We start from the raw sequence: 18,211 nt of genomic DNA on the forward strand, positions 1-18,211 counted from the left end.
GTCCAGTTGTGATGTTTTTGGTGTGTCGGGGTGGATGGACTGGGTGCTGTTGCTGTGTTCGAGCAGTGTGGTATCCGCGTCAGTCGGGGCTGCTGTGTCCTGCTCCTCCACGCGGGCGTCCGCGTCCTCTTCTATAAGATTGGCCATTAGTTGGCCGACGCTTGTTCCCGGCACCTCGTAGTTGTTGCTTGGGAGGTGGCTGAGGGGGATGGGTGGTTGTGCGGTTCCGGTGTGTCCGGGAAGTTGGTATTCCTCTGAGACATCAATGGCGTTGAAGTCGTCCGCACTCTGTTGGTCCAGTTGTGATGTTTTTGGTGTGTCGGGGTGGATGGACTGGGTGCTGTTGCTGTGTTCGAGCAGTGTGGTATCCGCGTCAGTCGGGGCTGCTGCGTCCTGCTCCTCCACGCGGGCGTCCGCGTCCTCTTCTATAAGATTGGCCATTAGTTGGCCGACGCTTGTTCCCGGCACCTCGTAGTTGTCGCTTGGGAGGTGGCTGAGGGGGATGGGTGGTTGTGCGGTTCCGGTGTGTCCGGGAAGTTGGTATGCCTCTGTGATGGCCCTGGCGTTGAAGTAGTCCGCCATTTGTTTGTCCAGTTGTGATGCTCTTGGTGTGTCGGGGTGGATGGACCAGGTGCCGTTGCCGTGGTCGCGCAGTTTGATACCCGCGTTGACCAGGGCTACCGCCTCCTTCGGCCCCACACGGGAGTCCGTGTCCTTTTTCGCAAGGTTGTGCATCCGTTTGCCGAGGTTCGTTCCCAGTACCTGGTAGGTGCTTTTTGGGAGGTGGCCGTGGGGGATGGGCGGTTGTGCCTTTCCGGTGTGTCCGGGAAGTTGGTATGCCTCCGTGACGGCCCTGGCGTTGAAGTAGTCCGCCATTTTTGGTGTGTCGGGGTGGATGGACAGGGTGCCGTTGCCGTGGTCGCGCAGTGGGATACCCGCGGCAGCCAGCGCCGCCGCCTCTTGCGGCCCCACACGGTGTTGCGTGTCCTTTTTCGCAAGACTGTGCATCCGTTGGCCGAGGTTCAGTCCCAGCACTTGATAGCTGTTGCTAGGGAGGTGGCCGTAGGTGATGGGTGGTTGTGCGGTTCCGGTGTGTCCAAGAAGTTGATATGCCTCTATGACGGCCATGGCGTTGAAGTTGTCCACACCCTGTTGGCCTAGTTGTGATGTTTTTGGTGTGTCGGGGTGGATAGACAGGGTGCCGTCGCCGTGGTCGCGCAGTGGGATACCCGCGGCAGCCAGCGCCGCCGCCTCCTGCTTCCCTGCACGGCTTTTCGTTTCCTTTTCCGAAAGGTCGGCCATCCGTCTGCCGAGTTTCGTTCCCAGCACCTTGTAGACGACGTTTGGGCGGTAGCCGCGGAGAATGGGTGGTTGTGCGGTTCCGGTGTGTCCGAGGAGTTCGTATGCCTCTATGATGGCTCGGGTGTAGTCAGTTCTAGTTTTCTGAGGTCTTTTCGGGGGCATGGTTTCTTCTTTTAGGTGCTGGTGTGGTCTGGGGGGCATTGTTGTTCGTTGTCGATTCGATGATAGGCGGTTGCAGCCAGCTCATCTTCTCACCGGTGTGGTGTGCGGTTTTCACCGGTGTATTTGAGGTTGGTTACTGGTATTGAGGTCAGCGCCTGCTGTGGGTGCTTGTGGAGTTGGCGGTGGTGTGTGTGGGTATTGCCGGCTGGGGTGAGGGGGTGTGGTTCTGGTGCAGTTCGGGGAGGAGAGCCCAGGCGGTGCCGGCGTAGGGGTTGTCGAGGGTGGGCTGGGTGCTGGGGTCGGTTGTTGCGATCTCGGCCACTGCCGGTCCGGTGGTCGCGCTCAGCGCGGCGCGTGGTCCCCGTCGGGGGTTCAACCGGTCCACATCGGGGTGGATGGACCAGGTGCCGTCGCTGTGTGCGCGCAGTGTGATACCCGCGTTGATCAGGGCCGCCGCTTCCTGCGGGCCCACACGGGATTCCGTGTCCTTTGCCGCGAGGTGGTGCATTCGTTGGCCGAGTTTCGTTCCCAGCACCTCGTACGCGGCGTTTGGGAGGTGGCCGTAGGGGATGGGTGGTTGTGCGGTTCCGGTGTTTCCGGGAAGTTGGTATGCCTCGATGACAACATTGGCCTTGGCGTAGTCCGTAATCTGCTTGTCCAGTTGCGATGCTTTGGGTGTGGTCGGGTCGATGGACCAGGTGCCGTTGCTGTGTTGGCGCAATTTGATACCTGCGTTGATCAGGGCCGCCGCTTCCTCCGGTCCCATACGGGATTCTGTGTCATCTTTCGCAAGGGCGTGCAGTCGTTGGCCGAGTTTCGTTCCCAGCACCAGGTACGTCTGGCTCGGGAGGTGGCCGTGGAGGATGGGTAGTTGTGTGGTTCCGGTGTGTCCGGGAAGTTGATATGCCTCTGTGATGGCTCTGGCGTTGGCGGAGTCCGCCTTCTGCTTGTCCAGTTGTGATGCTCTTGGCGTGGTGGGGTCGATGGACAGGGTGCCGTCGTTGTGTTGGTGCAGTGTGATCCCTGCGTTGATCAGGGCCGCCGCTTCCCGCGGCCCCACACGGGATTTTGTGTCCTTTCTCGCAAGGTCGGTCATCCGTTGGCCGAATTTCGTTTCCAGCACCTCGTAGATGCTGCTGGGGAGGTGGCCGCGGGGGATGAGTGGTTGTGCAGTTCCGGTGTTTCCGGGAAGACCGTACGCCTCTATGATGGCCATGGAATTAATCTGGTCCACAGTATTTTTGACCATTTGCGACGCTCTTGGCGTGTCGGGGCGGATGGATCGGGTGCCGTCGTCGTGTTGGCGCAGCATGATCCCCGCCTTGACCAGGGCCACCGCCTCCTGCGGCCCCACACGGGATGTCGTGTCCGTTCCCGCAAGGTAGGTCATCCGCTGGCCTAGGTTCACTCCCAGCACCCTGTACCTTTTGCTGGGGAGGTGGCCGTGGGGGATGGGTGGTTGTGCCTTTCCGGTGTGTCCGGGAAGTTGGTATGCCTCTGTGATGGCCCGGACGTAGTCGGGGGTGGATTTCTGGCGTCTTTCCCGGGGCATGGTTTCTCCTTTTAGGTGTTGGTGTGGTCTGGGGGGTATTGCTGTTCGTTGTCGATTCGACGGTGGGCGGTTGCGGTCTGTTCATCTTTCTCACTGGTGTGTGCGGCTGTCACCGGTGTATTTGAGGTTGGTTACTGGTATTGAGGTCAGCGCCTGCTGTGGGTGCTTGTGGAGTTGGCGGTGGTGTGTGTGGGTATTGCCGGCTGGGGTGAGGGGGTGTGGTTCTGGTGGAGTTCGGGGAGGTGGGCCCAGGCGGTGCCGGCGTAGGGGGTGACGAGGGTGGGCTGAGTGCTGGGGTCGGTTGTTGCGGTCTCGGTCACTGCTGGTCCGGTGGTTGCGCTCTGTGCGGCGCGTGGTTCCCGTCGGGGGTTCAACCGGTCCGCATCGGGGTGGATGGACCAGGTGCCGTCGTTGTGTTGGCGCAGTGTGATCCCCGCGTTGATCAGGGCCGTCGCTTCCTGCGGCCCCACACGGGATTCCGTGTCAGTTGCCGCGAGGTGGTGCATTCGTTGGCCGAGTTTCGTTTCCAGTAACTCGTACGTCCGGCTCGGGAGGTGGCCGTGGGGGATGGGTGGCTGTGCGGTTCGGGTGTGTCCGGGGAGACCGTATGCCTCGATGACAACCCTGGCGATGGCGTAGTCCGCTAGCTGCTTGTCCAGTTGCGATGCTCTTGGCGTGGTGGGTTCGATGGACCGGGTGCCGTCGTTGTGTTGGCGCAGTGTGATCCCCGCGTTGATCAGGGCCGCTGCTTCCTGCGGCCCCACACGGGATTTCGTGTCATTTTTCGCAAGGTGGTGCATTCGTTGGCCGAGCTTCGTTCCCAGCACCTCGTACCTGTAGCTCGGGAGGTGGCCGGGGAGGATGGGTGGTTGTGCGGTTCCGGTGTTTCCGGGAAGTTGGTATGCCTCGATGACAACATTGGCGTTGGCGTAGTCCGCTATCTGCTTGTCCAGTTGTGATGCTTTGGGTGTGGTGGGTTCGATGGACAGCGTGCCGTTGCTGTGTTGGCGCAGTGTGATCCCCGCGTTGATCAGGGCCGCTGCTTCCTGCGGCCCCACACGGGAATCCGCGTCCTTTGCCGCGAGGTGGTGCATTCGTTGGCCGAGGTTCGTTCCCAGCACCTGATACGTCTGACTGGGGATCTGGCCGTGGGAGATGGGTGGTTGTGCGGTTCCGGTGTGTCCGGGAAGTTGGTATGCCTCTGTGATGGCTCTGGCGTTGGCGGAGTCCGCCTTCTGCTTGTCCAGTTGTGATGCTTTGGGTGTGGTGGGGTCGATGGACAGGGTGCCGTTGCTGTGTTGGTGCAGTGTGATCCCCGCGCTGATCAGTGCCGCGGCCTCCTGCTCTCCCACACGGATCTTCGTGTTCGTCCTCATAAGGTTGTACATTCGTTGGCCGAGTTTCGTTCCCAGCACCTCGTACTTGCTGCTTGGGATCTGGCCGTGGGGGATGGGTGGTTGTGCCTTTCCGGTGTGTCCGGGAAGTTGGTATGCCTCTGTGATGGCCCGGACGTAGTCGGGGGTGGATTTCTGGCGTCTTTCCCGGGGCAAGGTTTCTCCTTTTGGGTGCTGGTGTGGTCTGGGGGGTATTGCTGTTCGTTGTCGAATCGGTGGTGGGCCGTCGCGGTCTGTTCATCTTTCTCACTGGTGTGTGCGGCTGTCGCCGGTGTATTTGAGGTTGGTTACTGGTATTGAGGTCAGCGCCTGCTGTGGGTGCTTGTGGAGTTGGCGGTGGTGTGTGTGGGTATTGCCGGCTGGGGTGAGGGGGTGTGGTTCTGGTGCAGTTCGGGGAGGTGGGCCCAGGCGGTGCCGGCGTAGGGGGTGACGAGGGTGGGCTGAGTGCTGGGGTCGGCTGCTGCGGTCTCGGTCACTGCTGGTCCGATGGTCGCGTTCTGTGCGGGGCGTGGTTCCCGTCGGGGGTTCAACCGGTTCACATCGGGGTGGATGGACCAGTTGCCGTCGTTGTGTGCGCGCAGTGTGATCCCCGCGTTGATCAGGGCCGCCGCTTCCTGCGGCCCCACACGGGCTTTCGTTTCCTTTCTCGCGAGGTGGTGCATTCGTTGGCCGAGTTTCGTTTTCAGTACCTCGTACCTGCTGCTTGGGAGGTGGCCGTGGGGGATGGGCGGTTGTGCGGTTCCGGTGTGTCCGAGAAGACCGTATGCCTCTATGACAGCTATGGCGTTGAGGTAGTCCGCCATCTGTTTGTCCAGTTGTGATGTTCTTGGTGTGGTGGGGTCGATGGACCAGGTGCCGTTGCTGTGTTGGTGCAGTGTGATACCTGCGTTGATCAGGGCCGTCGCTTCCTGCGGCCCCACACGGGAATTCGTGTCCGGTGCCGCAAGGTTGTGCATTCGTTGGCCGAGTTTCGTTCCCAGTACTTGGTACTTCTGGTTTGGGATCTGGCCGTGGAGGATAGGTGGTTGCGCGGTTCCGGTGTGTCCGGGAAGTCGGTATGCCTCTGTGATGGCCTGGACGTAGTTGGGGGTGGATTTCTTGCGTCTTTCCCGGGGCATGGTTTCTCCTTTTAGGTGCTGGTGTGGTCTGGGGAGCGTTGCTGTTCGTTGTCGACTCAACGGTGGGCAGTTGCGGTCGGTTCAGCTTTCTCCCCCTTCCTGGTACGGCTGACACCCTCGGGGTCGTGAACGAGGCAGCCGACCCGGTTCGTTGACCCGTCCCGTCGGCCAATCCCCGGCGGGCCGACGCCCACGCGGGCCCGTCCGGCTGCACGCGCGTTCCCGGAGGCCGTCCGGAAGTGGCACCAGCGGGTCGGCGCTGCTCGGGCTTCGTGTTCGGAAGCCGTTAATAAAAATCCCTTCCGTGTATGGAAGCCGCAAGGGCATGAGCCGTGCGCGCAAGCTTCCACGTCTTCTGGGGTGAGGTGACTCACCGGAATGAAGATCAGGTAGGGGAGGACGGTCGTCGTGGCGGGTTCGGATGTGTTCCGTTATCTCGCATCGCCTTGGAAATCCAGCATCGAGCTGACTCGGAAGACCATTGCGGAGCTACCCTGGAAAACCATCGCCGAGATCGTGGGGAAATCCGGTCTTGAGGGGGCTCCGCATGCGATACAGGCGGCCGGTATTTTTGCGCAGAGTCCCATGGTGTACGCCATCGGCGTCGGCGTGAACGGGGACGTGGGAGCCAAGGCCGTCCTGGAAGAGGTCGTACGGTGGGCGCAGGACGAGGAGAACTCGAATCTTAATTACTATAAAATCGGTGCCGGTATTGCCAATATGGCGGGGCTCGGTGTATATGCCGCGTCCAACGTGGGGGCGGTCGGTCCGGCGTGGGCCGGAGCCGGCGCGCAAATCGCGGGCGGAGCCTATCTGGTCATAGAGGGATCCTCCGGGGACCCGGAACGAGCCAGGGTTTCCATCGCCAGACGGGCGATGGACGCCGGGCGCGAGGGATACTCCTACATGCTTCAGGGTTATGGCACCGGCATACAGAGCAAGCCATGGTATGCGGCGGGGCTTGCGATCAACGGGCTCGTCGGGGCGCAAGCATTCTTCGACGAACTCCGGGTATGCGTGCGGGCATACAAAAATCCGGACGAGAACCTACCGAAACCGAACTACGGCAAGATGTTCGGCGGAATCCTCAACATGGCAGGAGCGGTCGGCTATGCCGTGGGGAGTTCCGGTGTGCTCGATGGCGTACTCACTCACAAGTCCATCGATATCGTTCGTGCGGCGTCCGCGACAGTGGAAGCGATCTCGTACGGCGTGATCATTGGATCCGAGGTGACGGAGCGCGTTGCGGCGGAACGTCATGCGGGAGTGCCGCTGCTGCCCATGCGGAACGGTGCAGTACGTGACTCCACGGCCCTGCCGGGCTCGGGGGAGTCCGTGGGAATTCCAGCCGACCGCCGCGTACCCGGAACCGGGCGTCAGCCAGTCTCCGGCCATGTCTCCGGTCATGTCTCCGGTCATGTCCCCGGCCGTGTCCCCGGCCCTGTTTCCGGCTATGGCGAATTGCCTGCCGTCGATGCTGGGCCGAGCCTCTCGAACAGTATCGACGCCGCGCTCCACGGCCCGGCTCGATTTTCTCCCGGAACAGGAAAGACTTCTCCCGGAACAGGACAGACGCAGTCCGGTCGGGGATCCGACCGCGGCCCTGTCCCACCGGTGGACGCCGCCACGGTGCTGGCTCTCACCCCGACCTGGCAACAGCCCCGGACCACCCCGCCCCAGGCGGGTCCGGCGGGTCCGGCGGGGGGAGCGGCAGCCGCTCCCCGGGCCACGAGGGCGGCACCCAAGAGGTGATCCCTCGGTCTCTTGCCTCTCGGGAACCGCGGCGGGCCGTCTCTGGAACCGCGGCGGGCGGTTCCGCATGGCACGACGGGCGGTGGTCCACCCGAGTCGAGTGAACCACCGCCCGCCAGACAGGACTTGGGGCGCCCGATAAGAGAACGTGCCGGAGAAGCGGCCTACCTCGTGGGCTTCTTGCCGGTCACGCCCAGATGGATCAGCAGCGCCAGGTTCGGCTTCAGCTCGGCCTGCTTGACGCCCCAGGACTGGAAGCCCTTCTGGTGCGAGGCCACCGCGGCGAGCATCGCGACCAGCGAGCCCGCGACCGCCGCGGGGTTGACGTCCTTGTCGACCCGGCCCTTCGCCTTGAGCTCGGCGATGGACTCGGAGAGGGAGTTGTTCACCGAGTTGAGGATCTTCATACGGATCTTGTAGAACCGTTTGTCCCCTTCGGCCGCGCCGAGGTCCACGACCCGCAGGATCGCGTCGTTCTTGCGCCAGAAGTCCAGGAACCCGTCCACGAGTTCCTGCGCGGTCTGCCAACCGGCCTTGCCGGCCCAGGACCGCCCCGCCAGCAGCTCGGTCAACCCGGCTCCCTCGGCGGCCATTTGATCGGCGATCTCCAGGACGGCACCTTCGACGTCCGGGAAGTACTGGTAGAAGGTCGCGGGCGAAGTGCCCGCCTTCCGGGCGACATCGATGACCTTGACGTCCCGGTACGGGGAGGAGCTGAGCATCTCGCTGAGGCAGTCGAGCAGCTTCTGCCGGGTCGCCTGCCCACGCCGACCGGCCACGCGGCCGTCGACGGTACGCACTTGTCCTGTCATGCCGTCAGCTTACCGAGGGGTGATCGGAGCGCGATTCGGCCGACTGCAAATGGGGTGCATGCGAGTACGGAGAGTGGTCTGCCTGGTCTGCGGGGTGCGCGGGACGCGGTTACTTTGACGGCATGGCCGAAAACAGGGCATCGGTGTACGCAGAGGGCGTCCCGTGCTGGGTGGACGCACAGCTCCCCGACCTGGCGGCGGGCAGGCGGTTCTACGGTGAGCTGTTCGGATGGACCTTCGACGAGGTCACACCCGCGTCCGAGTCCACGGTGTGGGGGTGCAAGGACGGCTCGCCGGTCGCCGGGCTCACATACAAGGCGGACGGGCGGATGCCCACGGTGTGGACGCTGTACTTCGCGACCCCCGACGCACAGCGGCTCTGCGGACGGATCATCGCGGTCGGCGGGCAGGTCGTGACGCCCCCGGAGCCGGTCGGCGACCTCGGCACGGCCGCCCTCGCCGCCGACCCGGACGGCGCCGTCTTCGGCCTGTGGCAGACCCGCCGCCACCGCGGATTCGGGCGCCGGCACGAGACCGGCACGTTCGTCTGGGCCGAGCTGTACACCCGGGACACCGAGGCCGCGAACGCCTTCTACGGCGGCCTCTTCCACGACGCCCTCTTCGGTGCCGACGCCGAGCCGGACTTCGGCCGCGCCCCCGTCTCCGACGTCTTCCCCGCCGAGATGCCGCCCCACTTCCTCGTCCACTTCCGGGTGGCGGACTGCGCGGCGGCCCTCGGCGCGGTGCAACGGCTGGGCGGCCGGGTGCAGGCGCCGGTCTTCGACGCGTCGTACGGTCGGGTGGCCGTCGTCACGGACAACCAAGGGGCGTCCTTCGCGCTGCTGGAGCGCTGACATCCCTGCCCTGCCGGAGCGCCGACAGCCCGCTGGAGCACTGGCATATCGACGGAATGTCTTACTTGTTACGTGACACCCCGGATGTCGCCGGGTTCGCAACCTGTGCCCGCGCCAGGAAGAATCGGGGTGCGTGCCGCCACAGCGGTGCGGTGGTGAGACGCTGCACGGGGTCGCGTACACACATGGAGGCTGCGCGGCCCGTACGGGGAGGTGGCAGGCAAGTGGTGGATCAGCTGACACAGCACGACCCACGGCGGATCGGGCCGTTCGAAGTGCTGGGGCGGCTGGGTGCCGGCGGCATGGGGCTGGTCTATCTCGCCCGCTCGGCGTCCGGGCGCCGGGTGGCGATCAAGACGGTCCGCACGGAACTGGCCGAGGACCAGCTGTTCCGGGTGCGGTTCACGCGCGAGGTGGAGGCGGCCCGCGCGGTGTCCGGCTTCTACACCGCCGCGGTCGTCGACGCCGACCCGCGGGCCGCGGTGCCCTGGCTGGCCACGGCGTACGTGCCCGCGCCCTCCCTGGAAGAAATAGTGAACGACTGCGGGCCGCTGCCGGCCCAGGCCGTCCGCTGGCTCGCGGCGGGCGTCGCCGAGGCGCTCCAGTCCATCCACGGGGCGGGTCTCGTCCACCGCGACCTCAAACCGTCCAACGTGCTCGTCGTCGAGGACGGCCCCCGCGTCATCGACTTCGGCATCGCCTCCGGCGTGTCGAACACCCGTCTGACCATGACGAACGTCGCGGTCGGCACGCCCGCCTACATGTCCCCCGAGCAGGCCAAGGACTCGCGCAGCGTCACGGGCGCCAGCGACGTGTTCTCCCTCGGGTCCATGCTCGTCTTCGCCGCCACCGGGCATCCGCCCTTCCACGGCGCCAACCCGGTCGAGACCGTCTTCATGCTGCTGCGCGAGGGCCCCGACCTGGAGGGCCTGCCGGACGAGCTGCGCCCGCTGATCGAGTCCTGCATGCAGATGGAGGCCACCGGCCGGCCCAACCCGGCCGACCTCCAGGCCCAGCTCGCCCCGCACCTGTTCGGCTCGGGCTCCGACGACAGCGGGACCGCGTCCGCGTGGCTGCCCGAGAAGGCCGTGGCCCTCATCGAGTCCCGGCGCGGCGGGCGGCCCGCGGTCAAGCCCGCGCCCGCCGGTCCGCGCAGCGGCGGCCGGCCCGCGGTGCCCCAGATGCCGCCCCCGCCCCTGCCCTCGTACGACCCGGTCGTCCCGGCGGCCCCCGGCCCCACCGGCGTGCCCGGCCCCGCACTCCCCGGCCCCGCACTCCCCGGCCCCGCACCCGCCCCCGACGCCGGTCCGGTCCGGCTGGCCGGCGGTCAGGTGCCGATCGGCCCTGGCCCGCGGGTCGTCGACGCCCGCGCCGCCGCGGTCAAGGCGCCCCCGCCGGAGGCCGGCCTGACCGCCCACTGGTCCCGCCCCCGCACCGGTGTCACGGGCGCCGACCCCGCCGTACCGGCGGCGCCGCCCGCACCGCCGGAGACCGCGGCGGGCTGGCGGCCCTGGCGCTTCCGCATGTCCAACGACGTCTGGGGCACCCCGTCCGTGGCCGGCGACCTCGTCTACGTCACCTCCTTCGAGGTGCACGCGCTCGACGTGGCCACCGGCCGTCGCCGTTTCAAGACCCGGGACGTGGCCTGGGCGATGGCGGTCGCCGACGGCCGTATCCACGCCTCCGACGGCCCCACCCTGTTCGCCCTGGACGCCCGCGAGGGCGCCGACCTGTGGCGGCTGTCCACGGACGCCTGGGTGTACTCGCTGAAGGTCGACCGGGGCACGGTCGTCACCGGCACCCGCGGTGGCGGCGTCCAGGCGTGGGAGGCCACCGACGGCCGGAAACTGTGGGAGACCAGCGGCTGCCAGACCGACTTCGAGTCGCCCGAGGCGGAGGCCGGACCCGCCGTCCACGACGGCACCGTGTTCGTCTGGCAGGACGCCCGGCTGCGTGCGCTTCAGGCGCGTACCGGCGAGGAGCGCTGGTCGTACCCGATCGGCGACGCCGCCTCCTGCGGCGGGGTCCCGGTACGGCTGACACACGCCCCCGACGGCAGTGTGTACGTCTCCGCGGGCTCCCGTGTCCTCGCGATCGACGTGGCGAGCGGCATGGTCCGCTGGCACTTCGAGGCCCCGGCGGTCTTCCTCTGCCCGCCGGCCTTCGTGCCCGGCCCCGCCGTCACCGGCGGCGGCATCTACCTGGCCGACTACCTGGGCACGGTCTACGCCCTCGACGCCGCCGACGGCCGCGACCGCTGGCGCATCGCCACCGAGGCCCGGTCGTCCATCGAGCCGGTGCTGGTCGCCGGGGGCCACGTGCACGTCGGCAGCGGCAAGGGGCTGTACACGCTGGACGCGGTCACCGGCACGCCCAAGTGGCGTTTCCAGTCGGGCGGCGACATCGTCGGCTCCCCGACGGTCGCCGAGGGCCGGATCCACTTCGGCTCCACCGACCATCTGCTGTACACGCTCAAGGCCGACGACGGCCGACTGCGCTGGAAGCTGGCCACCGGGGGTGAGATCACCGGCTCCCCGGTGGTGACGGACGGCGTGGTCTACGCGTGCAGCAAGGACCGGTGCGTGTATGCGTTGGACGCGGAGAAGGGGACGGGGACGGCTCGGACTGCGTGACGGTTCGCTCCGCTGGGTTGGGCGGATTGGGTGGTTTTTTGGGTGCGGGTGGGTGGGGGGTTTTTGCGCAGTTCCCCGCGCCCCTTTGTGGGGTTGTTTGTCGGGTGCGGGTGGGGTGGGGGGGGTGCGCAGTTCCCCGCGCCCCTGGGTGGGGTGGGGTTGTTTTTTGGGTGCGGGGTGGTGGGGGGTTTTCGCGCAGTTCCCCGCGCCCCTTATGGGGTGGTGGGGGGTTTGCGTAGTTCCCTGCGGCCCTTGTGGGGGTGGGGTGGGGTGGGGTTGAGCGTGCGGTTTTTCGTGTGCCTTGTGGGCGGTTTCTTGTGTGGCTTTGGGGTCAACCGGGTTGGGCGTTTGTTGTGAGGCGGTTGGCCAGTGCGGTTACCAGGGGGCGTAGTTCCTCGGGGCGTTCGATCGCGAACGGGCGGTCGAGTGCGGCGAGTACCGCGGGAAGCCAGTCGAGCCGTTCCACCCGTAGCTCGACGCGCAGCCAGCGCGCGTCCGCCCGGTCCTCGTCCGCCGCCCGGTCTTCGTCCGCCTCCTGGTTCTCGGTCGTCGCGGGTTGGTGTTCCGTCAGGGTGGCGACCGTGGCGGGCAGGTGGGCGCGGATCTGGGCCGTCGTCGCGTGGATGCGCAGGGTCACCTCGTGCCGGTACGCGGCGGTGGCGAACCCGGACAGGACGCGCTGTGCCGGTGAGGGGCCCGCGGGCTCCTCGAACGAGCCGGGCAGGGTCCGCGCGTCCGCGATGCGGTCGAGCCGGAAGGTCCGCTCCTCGCCGATCCCGGCGTCCGCGCCCGTGACGTACCAGTGGCCCGCGTGGGCGACGATCCCGTACGCGTGCAGCGTGCGCTCGCTGCGCCGGCCGTCGCGGTCGGCGTATCTGATCGAGACCGGCCGGCGGTGGCGTACCGCGTCGGCGACGGTGAGCAGGACCCCGGCGTCCGGCGCGGCGAACGGGCCGGGCCGGTCCGTGAAGGCCAGGGACTCCAGCAGGGTGTCGAGCCGGCGGGCGACATGCTTCGGCAGCACCCGCCGGATCTTGGCCGCCGCCGTCTCGCTCGCCGTGTCCTGCGCGGTCATCAGCCCCGCCCGGCGGCCCGCGAGCAGGCCGAGCAGCACGGCCACCGCCTCCTCGTCGCTGAACATGAGCGGGGGCAGCCGGTAGCCGGGGCCGAGCCGGTACCCGCCGTAGCGGCCGCGCACCGACTCCACGGGCACGTCGAGGTCGATCAGCTGGTCCACGTACCGCCGCACGGTGCGTCCCTCGACGCCGAGCCGGTCGGCGAGTTCCGCCACGGTCCGGGTGCCGCCCGACTGGAGCAGTTCCAGGAGGGTCAGTACGCGGCCTGCGGGACGGGACATGTCTTCACCCTAGCGCGCATACTGGACCGAATCTGTCCGCTATTTCTCCTAGCCTTCGAGACGCCCGATCGGCCGATCGGCCGATCGGTTCCCTCAGTCAAGGAGATCAGCGCCATGAGCACCATGGACTTCGTCTCGATCCGCGTCATCACCGGCGACGTCGCCCGCCTCGTCGAGTTCTACGAGCTGGCCACGGGGGTGCGGGCGGCCTGGTCCACCGAGGACTTCGCCGAACTCAGGACCCCGCACGCCACCCTCGCCATCGCCGGCACCCGCACCGTCCCGCTGTTCGCCCCGGGTTCCGCCCGCCCGGCGGAGAACCACAGCGTGATCACCGAATTCCTCGTGGACGACGTGGACCGGGTGTACCGGCAGCTGGCCGAATTCGTCGACAGCTTCGTCACCGAGCCGACCACGATGCCCTGGGGCAACCGGTCGCTGCTGCTGCGCGACCCCGACGGCAACCTCGTCAACTTCTTCACCCCCGTCACCCCGGCGGCCGTCGAGAAGTTCGCACGGTGATCCGGGAGGGGTCGGAAACAAGGGGTCGGGCTGGTCTTTTCCTGGGTCTCCCTTTGCCCGCCGCCCAGGCCGGGCACAGCGAGCGCTGATGTGATTCCTGCTCCTGCCCCTCTGACTCCCGCGGAAGTTGCCCGTCATGAAGCGTGCCCGAGTCATTCCTGCCGCCGCCCTGCTGGCCGTCGCACCTCTGCTGCTCGCGGCCTGCGGGTCGGGGAGTTCCTCGGGGAGTTCGACGTCCGGTGGTGGTGGCGGCGGTGGCGGGGGACAGTCGCAGTCGGCCTGCCGGCGGCCGAGCGGCTTTCCCTCCGGCAGGCCGAGCGGGTTCCCCTCCGGGCGGCCCAGCGGCTTCCCCTCCGGGCGCCCGAGCGGGTTCCCGTCCGGCAGGCCGAGCGGTTTTCCCTCGGGCATGCCCTCCGGCGGCTTCGGCGGGCGCGGCGGCGGCTGCGCCGGCCAGGGGCAGCAGGGATGACGGCCGGAAGGGGGTGACGGCCGGAAGGGGGTGACGGCCGGGCGACCTCAGCGGGTGCGGAAGCCGTCCGGGCGGCGGTCGGCGAACAGTTCCGCCTGGCGGTCGGCGGGCAGGTTGCCGAGCGTCACCAGGTGCGGGGCCTGGGCGAACCCCTGGGCCAGGGCCGCCTCCCTGGTCGCCCACAGGGCGCGTACCGTCCCCTGCACGGCCTGTGCCGGATGGCCGGCCATGACGGCGGCGCGGTCCCGCGCGGCGGCCGTCGCCCCGCCGGGCTCGGTCACCTCGGAGACCAGGCCGATCTCGTACGCCCGCCGGGCCGAGAGCCGCTCGGCGGTCCCCATCAGCATCATCCGGGCGGCCTCCCCGTACGGCATCCGCTGGGCCATCAGCACCGACTCGTAGGCGCAGACCATGCCGTAGGAGGTGTGCGGGTCGAAGAAGACGGCGGTGCTGTCCGCGACGATGAAGTCCGCCTCCCCGAGCAGGTAGAAGGCGCCGCCGCAGGCCATGCCCGCCACGGCGGCGACGACGGGCTTCCACAGGTCGTTCGCCTTCGGCCCGATCCTCAGCAGCGGATCGTCCTGCATGTACGGCGAGGAGGGCTGCGGCACGACGACGTCCCGGTCGATGCCGGTGCTGAAGGCCCGCTCACCGGCCCCGGTGAGGACGACGGCGCGCACCGTGTCGTCGAACCGCAGCGCCCGCCAGGCGGCGCCGAGTTCGTCCGCCATGGCGAGGTCGACGGCGTTGAGCCGGTCCGGCCGGTCGAGGGTGACGACGGCGACGCCGGTGTCCGCGTCGGTGGTGACCCGGACCGCGGTCACGGGCGCTCCAGGGTCCACCGGGGCAGGCAGGTGCCGTCGTCGAGGGTGCTGAAGACGACCTGCACCCGGGCCCCGATCCGGATCCGGTCCGGCGGTACGGAGTCGATCGGCGCCCCCGGACCGGTGACCAGGTTGCCGACGAGCCGGATCCGGGGCGCGTCGTCGAGTTCGACGACGATCACGTTGTACGGCGCCAGGGCGGCGTAGTCGGGCAGCAGCGGCGGATGGGGCAGGACGTACGACCAGATCCGGCCGCGGCCCGAGGTCGCCCGCCACTCGTGGGCGAAGGACTGGCAGTGCGGGCAGCAGGGGCGGGGCGGGAAGCGGGGTTCGTCGCAGCCGGCGCAGGTCTGGACGCGGAGTTCGCCCTGGGCGGCGTACTCCCAGAAGGGGGCGCCGTCGGCGTCGATGACGGGGGAAAGCACGTCGGTCTCAACTCCTGTTCGTCAGAAGGAGGGCGGAGGTCGGCACGCCCTCGCCCGCCGTGACCAGGCAGGTGGCGGCGCCCGGTACCTGGGCGGTGCTGGTGCCGCGCAGTTGCTTCACGCCCTCGGTGATCAGGTTGAAGCCGTGGACGTACGCCTCCGAAAGGCCGCCGCCGCCGGTGTTGAGGGGCAGCCGTCCGCCGGTCTCCAGCGCGCCGCCCTCGGTGAACGCGCCGCCCTCGCCCCGCCCGCAGAAGCCGTACCCCTCAAGGGAGAGCGGGATGAGCGCGGTGAACGCGTCGTAGATCTGGGCGACGTCGACGTCGTCGGGGGTGAGGTCGGCGTGCTTCCACAGGTGCCGGGCGGCGGTCCAGGCCGGGCCGGTGAGCGGGTCGTCGTTCCAGTAGTTGACCATGCCGTGGTGCTGGGCGGGCAGGCCCTGGGCGGCGGAATGGACGTAGACGGGGGTGCGCGGGCAGTCCCGGGCGCGTTCCCGGGAGACCACGACGCAGGCCAGCGCGCCGTCGGTCTCCAGGCAGTTGTCGAAGAGGCAGAGCGGTTCGCTGATCCAGCGGGAGGTCATGTACATCTCGCGGGTCAGCGGCCGTTCGTACATCACCGCGTCCGGGTTCTGGTTGGCGCGGTTGCGGCAGGCCAGGGCGACGTTGAAGAGGTGGTCGCGACTCGCGCCGTACTCGTGCAGGTAGCGGCGGGTGAGCATGGCGATCTCGTCGGCCGGGCGCAGCAGCCCGTAGGGGCGGGTCCACTGGGCGGGGGTGGGGAGTTGGACCGTGGTGTCGGTCCAGGGCCGGGGGCCGCTGCCGCGCTTGCGGGAGCGCCAGGCGACCCCGACGGTGGCCTGCCCGGCGGCGATGGCGGCGGCGAGCTGGGCGACGGTGGCGCAGGAACCGCCGCCGCCGTAGCCGACCTTGCTGAAATAGGTGAGGTCGCCGAAGCCGACCGCCTTGGCGAGTTCGACCTCGTCGGTCTCCTCCATGGTGTAGGAGGCGAGCGCGTCGACCTCGCCGGGTGCGATCCCGGCGTCGTCGAGGGCGGCGAGGACGGCCCGGCAGGCGAGGGTCTTCTCGTCCTCGGGCAGGTGCTTGGCGAACGGCGTCTGCCCGATGCCGACGATCGCGGTGGCGTCCTTCAGGCCGTTTCCTGTCATTGGTGCACGCACCTCCGCACGCTGGTCGCCCGGCGGCGGCCCGGAGTGCCGGACCGTCGCCGCGCTGCCGCTCTGCTGACAGTCCGTCAGGCTACAGCTAATCTGACGGACAGTCAGCTATGTGTCGGGAGGCCCGTGGAGGCGGTCGTGCGCGGTGACATGGAGTGGAGCAGCATCCCGGACCTGGTGCGCGCGGCGGCGCGGCGGTACGCGGACACCGAGGCCGTGGTCGACGGCCGCACCCGCGTCTCGTACGCGGAACTCGGTGCCCGCGTCGATCGCGCGGCGGCGGCCTGCGTGGCCCGTGGCATCGGGCCCGGCGACCGGGTGGCGCTCTGGGCGCCCAACTCCCTCGACTGGATCGTCGCCGCGCTCGGCGCGGTGTCCGCCGGAGCGGTCCTCGTCCCGCTCAACACGCGCTTCAAAGGGGCGGAGGCGGCGGACGTACTACGGAGAAGCGGGGCCCGGCTGCTGTTCGTGACCGGCACGTTCCTCGGCACCTCGTACGTGGCGTCGCTGCGCCGGGCGGCGGCCGAGGGCACCGGGAGCACGGGCCCGCTGCCCGGCCTGCCCGCGCTGGAGGAGGTCGTGGTCCTCGCCGACGACGCCCCCGCCGACTTTTGGACCTGGAAGGACTTCCTGGCGGGCGGGGAGGGCGTGGGCCGGGCCGAACTGCACGCCCGCGCCGCGCACCTGGACGGCAGCAGCCTCTCCGACATCATCTTCACCTCGGGCACCACCGGCCACCCCAAGGGCGCGATGATCAGCCACGCCCAGACGCTGCGGACCTACGAGATCTGGGCCGACCTCGCGGGCCTGCGCACCGGCGACCGCTACCTCATCGTGAACCCCTTCTTCCACACCTTCGGCTACAAGGCGGGCGTGATCGCCTGTCTGACCCGGGGCGCGACGATGATCCCGCAGCCCGTGTTCAACGTGGACACGGCGCTGGCGAACCTCGCCGCGGAACGGATCACCGTCCTGCCCGGCCCGCCCACCCTGCTCCAGTCCCTGCTCGACCACCCGGCCCGCGACACCCACGACCTGTCGGCGCTGCGCCTGGTGGTGACCGGCGCGGCGGTCGTGCCGCTGCGGCTGGTGGAACGGCTGCGGGGCGAACTCGGCGTGGCGACGGTCCTGACGGCGTACGGGCTGTCGGAGGCGAGCGGCATGGTGACGATGTGCCGCCGCGGCGACGAACCGGCGGTGATCGCCTCGACGTCGGGCCGGGCGATCCCCGGCACCCGGGTCCGGGTCGCCGGCCCGGCGGGCACGCCGGTACCCGCGGGCACAGCCGGCGAGGTGCTGGTCGACGGCTTCACCGTGATGCGCGGCTACTACCGGGACCCGGCGGCCACGGCCGAGGCGCTGACGCCGGACGGCTGGCTGCGCACCGGGGACGTGGGCGTCCTCGACGCCGCCGGCAACCTCCGGATCACCGACCGGATCAAGGACATGTTCATAGTCGGCGGCTTCAACGCGTACCCGGCGGAGATCGAACAACTCCTCGGCCTGCACCCGGACGTGGCCGACGCGGCGGTGATCGGCGTCCCCGACGCACGGCTCGGTGAGGTCGGCAGGGCGTTCGTGGTACGCCGCGCGGGCGCCCGGCTCACCGCCGACGACCTGATCGCCTGGTCCCGCCGCGAGATGGCCAACTACAAGGTGCCGAGGTCGGTGGAGTTCGTGACGGAACTGCCGCGGAACGCGAGCGGGAAGGTGGTGAAGGGGGAGTTGCGGGGGCGGTGACGCGGCCCGGCGCGGCCCGGTGCGGCGCGGCGCGGCCCGGTGCGGCGGCGCCACGGCGAGCCGGTCGCCGTCGTGGCCGCCGACCACGCGGAGACCGCCCGCCGCTCCCGGACACACT

At 68.6% G+C, this 18,211-nt stretch carries 14 protein-coding genes; 5 read left to right on the forward strand and 9 right to left on the reverse strand.

Annotated elements, in window-relative coordinates; translation table 11 throughout:
• From ACFC09_RS31435 to ACFC09_RS31450, 4 genes are all read right to left on the reverse strand, one after another.
• A partial coding sequence (locus ACFC09_RS31435; RefSeq protein ID WP_376533748.1) for a hypothetical protein occupies positions 1-1,464 on the reverse strand: 1,464 nt, incomplete at its 3' end.
• A gap of 148 nt (positions 1,465-1,612) precedes the next feature.
• Complete coding sequence (locus ACFC09_RS31440) at positions 1,613-2,800, reverse strand: hypothetical protein (protein ID WP_376533749.1); 1,188 nt, start codon at positions 2,798-2,800, stop codon at positions 1,613-1,615.
• A 362-nt stretch (positions 2,801-3,162) separates the two neighbouring features.
• Positions 3,163-4,566: a hypothetical protein gene (locus ACFC09_RS31445; RefSeq protein ID WP_376533750.1), complete on the reverse strand. Its 1,404-nt coding sequence runs from the start codon at positions 4,564-4,566 to the stop codon at positions 3,163-3,165.
• A gap of 146 nt (positions 4,567-4,712) precedes the next feature.
• Positions 4,713-5,528, reverse strand: coding sequence for a hypothetical protein (locus ACFC09_RS31450; protein ID WP_376533751.1), 816 nt, complete (start codon positions 5,526-5,528; stop codon positions 4,713-4,715).
• A 408-nt stretch (positions 5,529-5,936) separates the two neighbouring features.
• On the opposite strand from ACFC09_RS31450, the gene ACFC09_RS31455 reads away from it, so the two are divergent.
• Entirely contained in the window at positions 5,937-7,280 is a 1,344-nt protein-coding gene (locus tag ACFC09_RS31455; protein WP_376533752.1) for a hypothetical protein, read from the forward strand.
• Positions 7,281-7,444: 164 nt separating this feature from the next.
• On the opposite strand, the gene ACFC09_RS31460 is transcribed toward ACFC09_RS31455, so the two are convergent.
• Positions 7,445-8,080 (reverse strand): TetR family transcriptional regulator, encoded by a 636-nt coding sequence (locus ACFC09_RS31460; protein WP_376533871.1) that lies wholly within the window; start codon positions 8,078-8,080, stop codon positions 7,445-7,447.
• A gap of 134 nt (positions 8,081-8,214) precedes the next feature.
• Between ACFC09_RS31460 and ACFC09_RS31465 the strand changes: the two genes are divergently transcribed.
• Positions 8,215-8,946 carry a VOC family protein gene (locus ACFC09_RS31465; RefSeq protein WP_376533753.1) on the forward strand — a complete coding sequence of 244 codons (732 nt, stop codon included), beginning with the start codon at positions 8,215-8,217 and terminating at the stop codon, positions 8,944-8,946.
• Positions 8,947-9,170: 224 nt separating this feature from the next.
• Positions 9,171-11,579 (forward strand): PQQ-binding-like beta-propeller repeat protein, encoded by a 2,409-nt coding sequence (locus tag ACFC09_RS31470; RefSeq protein WP_376533754.1) that lies wholly within the window; start codon positions 9,171-9,173, stop codon positions 11,577-11,579.
• Between the two features lie 331 nt (positions 11,580-11,910).
• On the opposite strand, the gene ACFC09_RS31475 is transcribed toward ACFC09_RS31470, so the two are convergent.
• The gene (locus ACFC09_RS31475; protein WP_376533755.1) at positions 11,911-12,936 is read right to left on the reverse strand and encodes a helix-turn-helix transcriptional regulator; all 1,026 of its coding nucleotides are present in this window, start codon (positions 12,934-12,936) and stop codon (positions 11,911-11,913) included.
• Positions 12,937-13,059: 123 nt separating this feature from the next.
• On the opposite strand from ACFC09_RS31475, the gene ACFC09_RS31480 reads away from it, so the two are divergent.
• The gene (locus ACFC09_RS31480) at positions 13,060-13,458 is read left to right on the forward strand and encodes a VOC family protein (RefSeq protein ID WP_376533873.1); all 399 of its coding nucleotides are present in this window, start codon (positions 13,060-13,062) and stop codon (positions 13,456-13,458) included.
• A 516-nt stretch (positions 13,459-13,974) separates the two neighbouring features.
• On the opposite strand, the gene ACFC09_RS31485 is transcribed toward ACFC09_RS31480, so the two are convergent.
• The 3 genes from ACFC09_RS31485 to ACFC09_RS31495 are packed head-to-tail and all read right to left on the reverse strand — an operon-like array spanning position 13,975 to position 16,344.
• On the reverse strand, positions 13,975-14,751 hold the full coding sequence (locus ACFC09_RS31485) for an enoyl-CoA hydratase/isomerase family protein (protein ID WP_376533756.1): 777 nt from the start codon (positions 14,749-14,751) through the stop codon (positions 13,975-13,977).
• Positions 14,748-15,176 (reverse strand): Zn-ribbon domain-containing OB-fold protein, encoded by a 429-nt coding sequence (locus ACFC09_RS31490; protein WP_376533757.1) that lies wholly within the window; start codon positions 15,174-15,176, stop codon positions 14,748-14,750. The genes ACFC09_RS31485 and ACFC09_RS31490 overlap by 4 nt, the downstream gene beginning before the upstream one ends.
• Before the next feature lie 7 nt (positions 15,177-15,183).
• Positions 15,184-16,344 (reverse strand): lipid-transfer protein, encoded by a 1,161-nt coding sequence (locus ACFC09_RS31495; protein ID WP_376533758.1) that lies wholly within the window; start codon positions 16,342-16,344, stop codon positions 15,184-15,186.
• A 147-nt stretch (positions 16,345-16,491) separates the two neighbouring features.
• Here ACFC09_RS31495 and ACFC09_RS31500 point away from each other — a divergent pair, with 147 nt between their 5' ends.
• Positions 16,492-18,093: a FadD3 family acyl-CoA ligase gene (locus ACFC09_RS31500; RefSeq protein WP_376533759.1), complete on the forward strand. Its 1,602-nt coding sequence runs from the start codon at positions 16,492-16,494 to the stop codon at positions 18,091-18,093.
• Positions 18,094-18,211 lie beyond the last annotated feature (118 nt).

Source organism: Streptomyces sp. NPDC056161, assembly GCF_042268025.1.
In the GTDB taxonomy this organism is placed as follows: domain Bacteria; phylum Actinomycetota; class Actinomycetes; order Streptomycetales; family Streptomycetaceae; genus Streptomyces.